The organism is Nonomuraea terrae, from assembly GCF_004348995.1.
Lineage (GTDB): Bacteria > Actinomycetota > Actinomycetes > Streptosporangiales > Streptosporangiaceae > Nonomuraea > Nonomuraea terrae.
Window position 1 is genome coordinate 20,460 of record NZ_SMKQ01000092.1, and the last position, 10,955, is coordinate 31,414.

The 10,955-nt window shown below is 71.8% G+C and carries 10 protein-coding genes; 3 read left to right on the forward strand and 7 right to left on the reverse strand.

The features are described 5' to 3' along the window. Positions 1–220 precede the first annotated feature (220 nt). Genes E1286_RS26035 through E1286_RS26050 form a run of 4 tightly spaced genes read right to left on the reverse strand, consistent with a single transcriptional unit; the run spans position 221 to position 4,651 of the window. Entirely contained in the window at positions 221–973 is a 753-nt protein-coding gene (locus E1286_RS26035; protein ID WP_246075156.1) for an alpha/beta hydrolase, read from the reverse strand. Between the two features lie 32 nt (positions 974–1,005). Further along, a complete protein-coding gene (locus E1286_RS26040; protein WP_132616375.1) occupies positions 1,006–1,380 on the reverse strand; it encodes an AMP-binding protein in 375 nt (124 codons plus the stop codon). Between the two features lie 57 nt (positions 1,381–1,437). After that, entirely contained in the window at positions 1,438–3,858 is a 2,421-nt protein-coding gene (locus tag E1286_RS26045; RefSeq protein WP_132616377.1) for a LuxR C-terminal-related transcriptional regulator, read from the reverse strand. Positions 3,859–3,910: 52 nt separating this feature from the next. Continuing rightward, complete coding sequence (locus E1286_RS26050; protein WP_132616379.1) at positions 3,911–4,651, reverse strand: AMP-binding protein; 741 nt, start codon at positions 4,649–4,651, stop codon at positions 3,911–3,913. Positions 4,652–4,840: 189 nt separating this feature from the next. On the opposite strand from E1286_RS26050, the gene typA reads away from it, so the two are divergent. Further along, on the forward strand, positions 4,841–6,691 hold the full coding sequence (gene typA / locus E1286_RS26055; RefSeq protein ID WP_132616381.1) for a translational GTPase TypA: 1,851 nt from the start codon (positions 4,841–4,843) through the stop codon (positions 6,689–6,691). A 186-nt stretch (positions 6,692–6,877) separates the two neighbouring features. Here typA and E1286_RS26060 read toward each other — a convergent pair whose 3' ends face one another. From E1286_RS26060 to E1286_RS26075, 3 genes are all read right to left on the reverse strand, one after another. Beyond that, entirely contained in the window at positions 6,878–7,528 is a 651-nt protein-coding gene (locus E1286_RS26060; RefSeq protein ID WP_132616383.1) for a DUF2461 domain-containing protein, read from the reverse strand. A 21-nt stretch (positions 7,529–7,549) separates the two neighbouring features. Beyond that, a complete protein-coding gene (locus tag E1286_RS26065; protein ID WP_132616385.1) occupies positions 7,550–8,335 on the reverse strand; it encodes a polysaccharide deacetylase family protein in 786 nt (261 codons plus the stop codon). A 572-nt stretch (positions 8,336–8,907) separates the two neighbouring features. After that, complete coding sequence (locus E1286_RS26075; RefSeq protein ID WP_132616389.1) at positions 8,908–9,483, reverse strand: helix-turn-helix domain-containing protein; 576 nt, start codon at positions 9,481–9,483, stop codon at positions 8,908–8,910. A 95-nt stretch (positions 9,484–9,578) separates the two neighbouring features. Here E1286_RS26075 and E1286_RS26080 point away from each other — a divergent pair, with 95 nt between their 5' ends. Both E1286_RS26080 and E1286_RS26085 read left to right on the forward strand, forming a co-directional pair. After that, complete coding sequence (locus E1286_RS26080; RefSeq protein WP_132616399.1) at positions 9,579–10,406, forward strand: DMT family transporter; 828 nt, start codon at positions 9,579–9,581, stop codon at positions 10,404–10,406. Positions 10,407–10,430: 24 nt separating this feature from the next. Beyond that, positions 10,431–10,955 (forward strand): MEDS domain-containing protein (locus E1286_RS26085; RefSeq protein ID WP_187368223.1); only part of this gene is annotated, 525 nt, incomplete at its 3' end.

Sequence of the window (10,955 nt, forward strand, 5' to 3'; positions counted from 1 at the left end):
CCCCGGGCTACGGGGCCCTCGCGCGGCCGGACGCACCCAGCGCGCCCCCGCGACGCTGGATGCGGAACCCCGCGGCCGCCCGCGCCACCCCCCAAGAGCACGCTCGGCGACCGTCCGGCTACCAGAAGTATGTCCCAACCCCGCCGCAGGGGCGGTTTTTTTCCGGAGGGACTTTCTCCCGGCGGTTTCCTTCCTTACGTCCTAGATAGACGTGGATTACTCAGGAAAGGTTGGCGGAAATCCATTTGCCGATCCGGCCGATGAGTTCCGGGGTGGCGGCGGTCTCCGCGTGCCCGTATCCGGGCTCGACCCACAGCTCCTTGGGATCGCGCGCGCCCGCGTAGAGCTGCTCGGCGTGCTCCACCGGGAAGAACGTGTCGGCGTCCCCGTGGACGATCAGCAGCGGCGTCGGCGTGATCAGCGCGACTGCCTCGTGGGGCGGCATCGGGATCGGGTCCCAGGGGCCCCGGGCGATCCTGGTGCGCTTGGCGATCCGCGCCGCCCACCGCCCGACCGGCCGCTCGATGACCCAGTGAACCTGCCGCATCGGCCGGGTGCCCCGGTAGTACCAGCGGGCCGGGCCGCTCACCGAGACCACCGCGTCGACCCCGCCGCGCAGCCCGGCATGGCGTACGGCCACCGCCGCCCCCATCGAGAAGCCCACGACCGCGATCTTGGAGTAGCCCACCACGCGGGCGTGCCGGACCACGGCCTCGACGTCGAGGACCTCCAGGTCGCCGACCGTGGTCAGACCGCCGGAGCGGCCGTGGCCGCGGAAGTCGAAGGCGAGCACGCCGCCGTAACCGCTCAGCACGTGGACGATGCGGCGCGCGGTGCGGTCGCGCCAGGAGCCGGTGAAGCCGTGCGCCAGCACGATGCCCACGTCCGTGCGGCGGGACGGGGTGTGCGCGGCGTCGATGCGGACCCCGTCCTCGGTGCGCAGCATGACGGGGAAATGGGACGCGAAAGGCATGAGAACGAGCTTAGGCTCGCTCCCCGCCGAGCTCAGACAGGGTGCGGGTGTGGCGCGCACAGGTCGTCGACGCCCATGACGACGCGGACGCGTGACTCGTCGGCCGCGTCGACGGCCGGCGGGACGTTGGAGATCATCACCCGCGCGCAGCTCCCCCGGACGAGCTCGCGCAGCGTGCCCGCGTCGAGGTCGGCGGGCAGCGACCAGATCACGCCGCCCGCGGCCATCACCGCCACGAACGCCACCAGCAGGTCGGGCCCCGCGGGCAGGCACACGAGCACGCCGTCGCCCTCGCGCACCCCCCTGCGCCGCAGCTGAACGGTCGCCATCGCGGACATCTCGTCCAGCTGCTCCTCGGTGAGCCTCAGGCCGGTCCCCGAGTCCACCATCACGATGCGCTCGTCCATACCGCCCAACGTTAGGGAGGGCACCTCCCGGACACATGGGGCGGAATATGCAGATCCCTATGCAGAAGCTCTCGGCGGCGCCTGATGGTGTTCCGACGCCCAGACCGCGATCTGCGCCCGCGAGGTGTAGCCGAGCTTCTCCATGATGTTGGCGATATGCCGCGCGACCGTCGCCGGGCTGATGACCAGCTCCTCGGCGATGGCCCGGTTGGACAGCCCCCGGGTGAGCAGGCCGGCGATCTCGTGCTCGCGCGCGGTCAGCAGCGACGGGCGTACGGACCGGGCCGGCACGGGCACGCGCGCCGGCGCCCGCCGGCCCTCCAGCACGTGGCGGGCGGCGTCGTCGGGCCGCATCGCCCGGCCGCGTGACCACAGCCCGGCGGTGCGGCCGTCGCCGAGCTTGGTGCGGGCCCGGCCGAGCAGTTCCTCGATGCGGATCGTGGCGGAGTGCTGGCCGATCGACTCGCGCAGCGCCGCCGCCGCGGCGGCCGTCAGCACCGCGCCCTCCAGGTCGCCTTCGTACTCGGCCAGCACCGAAAGCCCCACCAGGCACCGGGCCACGCCCTGACGCTGGCCCGTCTCCCGGCCCAGCGCGAAACTGGCGGCAAGGCGCTCGCGCGCGGCGGCGAACTCGTGCAGCATCGCCGCCACCCGGCCGATCCTGGCCAGGCAGCGCGCCAGGTCGAGGTAGCCGCCGACCTCGCGCAGCCACGGCTCGGCCATCTCGTACTGGGCCTTGGCGGTCACCAGGTCGCCGCGGGCCTCGGCCACCGCGCCGAGCTGACCGGCCGTCCTGGCCATGATCCAGCGGTGGCCGTGCTCGCGCGCCCTGACCAGCGCCTCCTCGCCGTGGCGCTGCGCCTCGCGCAGGCGGCCGCGGGTCAGCGCCACCGCCGACAGCCCGGCCAGGCCCGCGGCCTGGTTCCAGGTGTCGCCGGAGCGCTCGGCGATCGCCAGGCCCTGCTCGGCGTGGCGCAGCGCGTCGTCGGCGCGGCCCATGCGCAGCAGCAGCACGACCATGAGGCTGTGCACGACGCAGCGCGGGAACAGGCTGCCGGGCGCGAGGCCGGCCAGCGCCTCCCGCGCCATCTCCAGCGCGCGGCCCAGCTCGTCGCGCGTCTCCAGCCCGTACGCCAGGCACGCCTTGGTGTAGGCGATCTCGTCCTCCGTCAGGCCCGACACGTCGAGCGCGAGCAGCCGCTCCAGCCAGCCGACGATCTCCGCCAGGTTGCCCCCGATGGGGTAGAGCCCCGTGCTGGCCCGGCACAGCCGCAGCCCCAGCCCCACGTCGCCGGACGCGGCGGCCCAGTCGAGCGCCGCCCGCTGGTCGGGCAGGAGTGTCCTGGTCGCGGTCAGCGCCTCCAGCCGGCGCGGCCACGGCACGCGCGGCTCGACCATCTCCGCCAGGAAATAGCGCTCCTGCAGCTCGCAGAGCACGTCGAGGTGACGCTGCCGCAGCGCCTCCTGCTCGCCGGCCTGCCGCAGGCGTCCGACGGCGAAGCACCTGATGGTCTCCAGCAGGCGGTAGCGGCTCTCGTCGCACAACACGAGCGACTTGTCGACAAGGCCGCCGAGCAGGTCGACGATCTCGCCCGCGGCGATGGGCGGCCCGGCGCAGACCCGCTCGGCCAGGTCGAGGTCGAAGTCACCGGCGAACACCGACAACCGGCTGAGCAGCACCTGCTCCTTGTCCGCCAGCAGGTCGTAGCTCCACTCGACGGCGGCCAGCAGCGTGCGCTGCCGGGCCGGGGCCGTGCGCCCGCCGGTGGTGAGCAGCGAGAACCGGTCGTCGATGCGGTCGGCGATCTGCCCGGGGCTGAGCAGGCGCGTACGGGCCGCCGCCAGCTCCAGCGCCAGCGGCAGCCCGTCGAGCGCCCGGCACAGCCGTACGACGTCGGGCAGGCTCTCCGGGCCCAGCCGGGTGCCCGCCGCCGCCGCGCGGTCGAGGAAGAGCTGCACGGACTCAGCGTCGGCGGTCACCTTGTCAGGCAGGTCGAGCGGCGGCACCCGCCAGATCAGCTCGCTGGCGATGCGCAGCGGCTCTCTGCTCGTGGCCAGCACGCGCACCGGCGGGCAGGCCGCGACCAGCGCCTCGACCACCTCTGCACACCGGTCGACCAGGTGCTCGCAGTTGTCGAGCAGCAGCAGGCAGCGCTGGTCGCGCAGCCGGCCGGCGACGGTGTCGAGCAGCGGCCGGCCGCTCTCCTCGCGTACGCCGAGCACCCGGGCGATCTCCTGGTCGACGAGCTCGGGGCGGCGCAGCCCGGCCAGTTCGACGAGCCAGACCCCGTCGGGATGGGCGGCCGTCAGCCCGGCGGCGACCTGAAGGGCCAGCCGCGTCTTGCCGATGCCGCCGACACCACAGAGAGTGACCACGCGCGTCTCGGCGAACAGGCCGCGCAGATCATGCAGATCGCGCTCGCGGCCCACGAAACGGTTGGGGTCGGCCGGAAGGTTGTGCCGGGGGGAGTCTGGCATGTGGTCACCCTGCGTCGCGGAAGGATCACACTCTCCCACAGTGTCGCACTTTTCACAGGCCAAGCGAGCTGACGACCGCCCTTTCGTCGACGACGCGCAGAACGGGGTCGCCGAGCAGCCGCCTGGCCAGGTCGTACGGGGCCACCACGACGGTGGCCCGGCGCTCGGCGGCCAGCACGCGGCAGCCGATCAGGGTCGGCTCGTGGGGCACCACGACGTGGGCGCCGGCCGTCATCGCCAGGTCGATCACCCGCAGGCCGCGGAACGGCTCGCTGACCGCGTTGATCACGATGTCGTCTTTCCCGATGACCAGGCGGGTGGCGAGCCTGCGCAGGTCGGTCGCCAGCTCGTCGTTGTCGAGCAGCCGTTCGCCGTCGAGGGACAGGGCGGGCCCCGCGAGCGGCCCGAACTCGACCGTGCCGCCGGCCAGCAGCTCGGCGAACGGTTTGGCGCCCGGCGCGGGGCGCAGGGTGAAGACGTGCTCGACCTCGGCCGCCGGGGGGACCTCGTGCTGGGTGATCAGCATGCGGGCCGGGCCGGACGGCGCGAGCACCGCGATCCCGCCGGCCCAGGCGACGGCGTGCACCGCCACGGGCAGCGCCGCGCCGAGCGGGAGGTCGACCAGAACCCGGTCGCCGTAGCGCAACCCGTGGTCGCGCAGCCCACCGGCCGCGCGGCCGACCCGTCTGGCGAACGCGGCGTACGACAGCACCTCGCCGGTCCGGACGTCGCTGACCGCCGGCTGGTCGCCCTGTATAGGTGCCGCCGCCATCACCAGCTCTGTCCAGGTCATGCCGACAATCTAAGGAGCCCCGCCCGGCTTGCCATGCGCACAATTGTGCAACCCGCTATGTAGGTGCGCGTAACCTGCGCGTACGCCCGCCGCCATGTCGTCCCGCTCCTTCCATCAGGGAGGATCAACTAGACTTATGCAGTCGCGACTTCGCGCGGCGAGCCCCACGACACAGAGCGAGACGTCATCATGCCTTTGAACAGCCGCGACGACCTGCGGAACATCGCGATCATCGCGCACGTCGACCATGGCAAGACCACGCTGGTCGACGCCATGCTCTGGCAGTCCGGGGCATTCCGCGCCAACCAGGATGTCGACGACCGCGTCATGGACTCCAACGATCTGGAGCGCGAGAAGGGCATCACCATTCTCGCGAAGAACACCGCCGTGCAGCACGGCGGCATGACCATCAACATCATCGACACGCCCGGCCACGCCGACTTCGGCGGAGAGGTCGAGCGCGGCCTTTCCATGGTCGACGGCGTCGTGCTGCTGGTCGACGCCTCCGAGGGCCCGCTGCCGCAGACCCGGTTCGTGCTGCGCAAGGCGCTGTCCGCCAAGATGCCGGTCATCCTGTGCATCAACAAGGTCGACCGCCCCGACGCCCGCATCAAGGAGGTCGTCGACGAGGTCTACGAGCTGTTCATGGACCTCGACGCCACCGAGGAGCAGATCGACTTCCCGATCGTCTACGCCTCCGCGAAGGCCGGCCGGGCCTCGATGAACCGCCCAGAAGACGGCGGCATGCCCGACTCGCCCGACCTGGAGCCGCTGTTCGACATCATCAAGTCGACCATCCCGGCGCCCACGTACGACCCGAGCGCCCCGCTGCAGGCCCACGTCACCAACCTCGACGCCTCCTCCTACCTCGGCCGCATCGCCCTGTGCCGCATCCACCAGGGTCGGCTGCGCAAGGGGCAGCAGGTGGCCTGGTGCCGCACCGACGGCACGATCCAGCGCGTCAAGATCACCGAGTTGCTCATGACCGAGGCGCTCGAGCGCAAGCCGGCCGAGGAGGCCGGCCCCGGTGACATCATCGCCATCGCCGGCATCCCCGACATCATGATCGGCGAGACGCTGGCCGACCCCGAGGACCCGCGCCCGCTGCCGCTGATCTCGGTCGACGAGCCGGCCATCTCGATGACCATCGGCACCAACACCTCGCCGCTGGTCGGCAAGGTCAAGGGCTCGAAGGTCACCGCCCGCATGGTGAAGGACCGGCTCGAGAAGGAGCTGGTCGGCAACGTCTCGCTGCGCGTGCTGCCCACCGACCGCCCCGACTCGTGGGAGGTGCAGGGCCGCGGCGAGCTGGCCCTGGCCATCCTGGTCGAGCAGATGCGCCGCGAGGGCTACGAGCTGACCGTCGGCAAGCCGCAGGTCGTCACCAAGGTCATCGACGGCAAGGTGCACGAGCCGGTCGAGCGCCTGACGGTCGACTGCCCGGAGGAATACCTCGGCGCGATCACCCAGCTCCTCGCCGTCCGCAAGGGCCGCATGGAGCACATGACCAACCACGGCACCGGCTGGATCCGCATGGAGTTCGTGGTGCCGGCGCGCGGCCTGATCGGCTTCCGCACCGAGTTCCTCACCGAGACCCGCGGCACCGGCCTGGTGCACCACGTGTTCGACTCGTACGAGCCGTGGTTCGGCGAGCTGCGCACCCGCAACAACGGCTCACTGGTGGCCGACAGGTCCGGCCCGGTGACCGCGTTCGCGATGCTCAACCTGCAGGAGCGCGGAACGCTGTTCGTCTCCCCGACGACCGAGGTCTACGAGGGCATGATCGTCGGCGAGAACTCCCGCTCCGACGACATGGACGTCAACATCACCAAGGAGAAGAAGCTCACCAACATGCGCTCCTCCACCAGCGAGGAGACCGAGAAGGTGATCCCGCCGCGCAACCTGTCGCTGGAGCAGGCCCTCGAGTTCATCCGCGAGGACGAGTGCGTGGAGATCACGCCTGACGCGGTGCGCATCCGCAAGGTGGTCCTCGACGCCGCCATCCGCGGCCGCGCCGCCGCCCGCGCCAAGCGCGCGTAACGTCGCTCTCCCACCGCCCGGCCTTCCCATCGGGAGGCCGGGCGGTCGTCTTTCAGGGAGCGCGGGTGTCTGTGGGAGGCCGCGCACGCCGGTGGGCCGCACACGCCGGTGGACCACGCGCCGGTGGACCGCGGGTGCCGTCTGCGGGAGGCCCCGGCGCGGTTGTCCGCGGGGCGGGGGTGTCGTTCAGCGGCGGGGCAGTTCGCTGCCGCGCACGTGGGTGCCCAGCCAGTCGACCAGCGGCTCGACGTCGCGCCACGTGCGCGCCACCCGGTCGCGCGCCTCGGCCGTGTGCACCCACTCCTCAGGCTCGAAGCGCATCCCCGCGAACAGCGACCGGTGCCGCAGCAGCTCGATGCGCGGATGGTCCTCGCCGAACCCGCGCGGCCTGGTCTTCAGGCGTTCGCCGTACAGCGTGTAGCCGGCCGCCGTCAGCGCCCCCGTGATGGCGGCCAGCGGCTTGCCCGACAGGTCCTCGTCCACCGCCGCGCGGTAGCGGGCCACCTGGTCGGAGGCCTGCGTGTAGCAGCCGCCCGCCGCGAAGAGCCCCTCCGCGCTGATCTCGACGTAGAGCCCGATCCCGGGCATCCGTTCGACGAAGGCGCCTTGATGCGTCTTGTACGGCGACTTGTCCTTGGCGAACCGTACGTCACGGTACGGCCGGAACAGGTGGGCCTCCCCGAACTCCGGTCCGAGCTCCTCGGTGAGCGCCAGCATGGGAGCACGCACGGCCTGCTCGTAGAGGTGCTTGTGCGCACCGAAGTAAATCTTGGAATTGTCCGCCTCGAGGCCCTCGTAGAACAGGAACGCCTCGTCGGGGAAGCCGGTGAAACCCATGCCGACAAGGGTGCCACGCGCTCAGCGCGCCCCGTACGTACGCCCCGGCACCGGGCCGTTCCCGTACAGCTCCGAGACGGTGACGAAGGTGAAGCCCTTCGCGGCGAGCCGGTCGAGCACGGCCGGGACGGCCTTGACGGTGCTGCGGTGGATGTCGTGCATGAGGATGATCGAGCCGGGCCGCGCGTGCGCCGCCCGGGCGGCCACCTTCGCGGGCTCGTGGTCGCGCCAGTCGAACGTGTCGACGTTCCACAGGATCTGGGCCAGGCCCTCGCGGCGCGTCTCGGCGGCGACCCGCGCGTCCGTCGACCCGTACGGCGGCCGCATCACCTGCATCCGCACCCCGGTCAGCTGCCGTACGAGGTGTTCGGTGTGGGTGAGCTGGCGCTTGACCGCGCGCCGCGGCAGGCCGGTCAGGGACAGGTGGCTCCAGGAGTGGTTGCCGAGCTCGTGGCCGTCGGCGGCGATGCGGCGTACGGTCTCGCCGTGCCGGTCGGCGGCGACCATCTCGCCGACGACGAAGAACGTCGCCCGCACGGCACGCTGCCTGAGCAGATCGAGCAGCCCCCCGGTGTGCCGGCTGGGTCCGTCGTCGAAGGTCAGGGCCACACACTTGAGCAGACCGCAGTCGACGTCACGGCCGGCCGGTACCGGTCGCCCAGCCGGGGCGCCTGTCGGCTGGCCCGTCGGCAGGCCCGCAGGGAGGGCAGCCGGAAGGATCGGGTGGCCGGGCTCGCGGCGCGGCGGCGCGTGGCTGACGCAGCCTGCCAGCGCGAGCAGGGCCACGGGCAGGACCCATACGCGCATGTTTCCCCCCGCAATGTGGCATGCGGGAGCCTGTTATGGATAGTCCTGGACCGGTGCCCCCCGCAGCTCCTTGGCCAGGTCGTCCCACCAGAGTGGGATATCGGCCTGGAGCTCCCTGTAGCGGCGCGCCACGCGCATGGCACATCCAGCCGGATCCGTACCCAGATGCCGACGTTTCACCGGGCCTTCCTGCCAACGGTAAAAACCATCTCTATAGTGCACGACCAGCCCTATCCACACGGAGATCGTGGCCCCGTCGCCCACCTCGTACGCGCTGGTGACGCCCAGACCGTGCAGCTCCGCCTCAAGCTTCTCCGTCGCCGCCCGCGCCTCACTCACCGCGACCGCCCGCGCGGGGACGCTCCGGATGGCCGGGGCGGACGAACCGCGAACCTCAACCTGACCTCCTGTCGGCGTAGCAACGGGGGGATATGTCCCACCTTCACTTCGGGCAGGGACGGATGTTAGGCGTTCTGGCCCGTACCCAGGGATGTACCCAGCCACGGGCGCCAGCCGTCCAGGACATGAGGTCATGATGAAACTCCGCCGGAGCTTCCGGGAGGCGTTCGACGTTATTGGTCCTGCGTCTCGCGCGGCTCGGCGACGACCATCACGAACCTGAGGTCGGCCGGGCCCGCGTTGGCGTAGCGGTGCGGCCGGTCGGCGGTGAACAGCACGGCGTCGCCCTGCCCGATCACGTGGCTCCTGCCGTGCACGCTGAGCGTCAGCTCGCCGTCGAGCACGGTGAGCATCTCGCGGGTGCCGGGGGTGTGGGCGTCGCCGTCGTGGTGCTCGCCGGGGACCAGCCGCCACTCCCACAGCTCCATGATCACGGGCATGTCCGCGCCGACCAGCAGCTTCGCCTCCCCGCCTCCCTGACGGAACGTCACCACGTCGGCTTTGTCGACCACGCGCACCATCGGTACGTCGGAGACCTCCACCAGCCGGGCCACGGTGACGCCGAGCGCGGAGGCGATGCGCGTGAGCGTCGAGACGCTCGGGTTGGTACGCCCCTGCTCGACCTGAACGAGCATGCCTCTGCTCACTCCCGACCGGGCGGCGAGCGCGTCGAGGGTGAGCCCGCGGTGCGCCCGCTGCGCGCGGACGTTGTTGGCGATGGCCTGCGTGATGAGCTCTGGGTCTTCCACAGAAGTGCAGTGTAGTGAATTCGTTTGGCAGTGTAGTGAACTCTATGTACTGTACTGCCAGTACAACACATTGAACTGGAGGCAGACCGTTGACGATGCTCCTGGCGACGGCCTGTGCGATCGTGATGGGCGCGGGCGACTTCTTCGGCGGGCTGGCGACGAAGCGTTCCCAAGTGTTGTCCGTCGTCGTGGTCTCGCAGATCGCCGGGCTGGCGCTGGTGAGCTGTCTGCTGCCGCTGCTGCCCGGCGCGTTCGACGCCCGCGCGCTGACCTGGGGCGTGGCCGCCGGCCTGTCCGGGGCGGCCGGGCTGGTGCTGTTCTACCGGGCGCTGGCCACGGGGGTCATGTCGGTGGTGGCCCCGACGACCGCGGTGACCTCGGCCGCGCTGCCCGTGGTGTTCGGGCTGGCGACCGGCGACCGGCCGGGCCCGTGGGCGCTGGCGGGGGTGGCGCTGGCGCTGGGCTCGGTGCTCCTGGTCAGTCAGGACAGGTCGGGCTCCGGCCAGGTCAGCGCGTCGTCGATCCTGATCTCGCTGGCGGCCGGCGCCGGGTTCGGCGGGTTCTTCATCCTGCTGTCCATGGCGCCGCACGAGGCCGGCCTGTGGCCGCTGATGGGCGCCCGGCTGTCGTCGGTCTCGACGGTCGCCCTGCTCGCCGTGGTCACGCGGCGCACCCTGAGGCCCGGCCCGCGTTCGCTGCACGCCATCGTGGCGGCGGGCGTGCTCGACATGGTGGCCAACGTGCTCTACCTGCTGGCCCAGCAGGACGGCCTGCTCAGCCTCGTCGCCGTGCTGGTCTCGCTCTACCCGGCGAGCACGCTGCTGCTGGCCCGCCACGTGCTCGGGGAGCGGCTGCGGGGCGTACAGGTCGCCGGGGTGGGCTGCGCGCTCGTCGCGGTGGCTCTCATAGCCGTTGCACAGTAACTTCGGCCTTGCTACGTTTCGCCCGTGCGCCCCGACCGGGCACGTGCAGACGGTGAGTCGTTCCAGCACGTCGCGGTGCCGTACGACTCAGACGCGTCCTTACTCGGCCTCGTCGTGCCGCGCGTACGGGCCGCGCTGGGCGAGGGCCGCCGCGTGCTGATGATCACGACGAGGCTCCCCCTGCTGGCCGAGGCCCTGGGGCCCGACGCCGATCGGGTCGAGACCCGCCGCCCCGCCTCCTGGTACGCCCACCCGTTCCGCATGCTGGCCGCCTGCCATGACTACACCCGCGGCCGCCGCACGCTCGTCGTCGGCGAGCCCGGCTGGCAGGGCAGGACCGAGCGTGAGACCGGGGAGCTCATCCGCTGCGAGTCCGTGCTCAACGCCGCCCTCCGCCCGGCCACGGCGACGCTGCTGTGCCTGTACGACCTCCGCGCCGTCCCCCGCGACGTCGCCGACTCCTGCCAGGTCAACCATCCGGTGCTGCTCGGCCCGGACGGCGAGGCCCCCAGCGCCCGCTACGTCGAGCCGTACGAGCTGGTCCTGCCC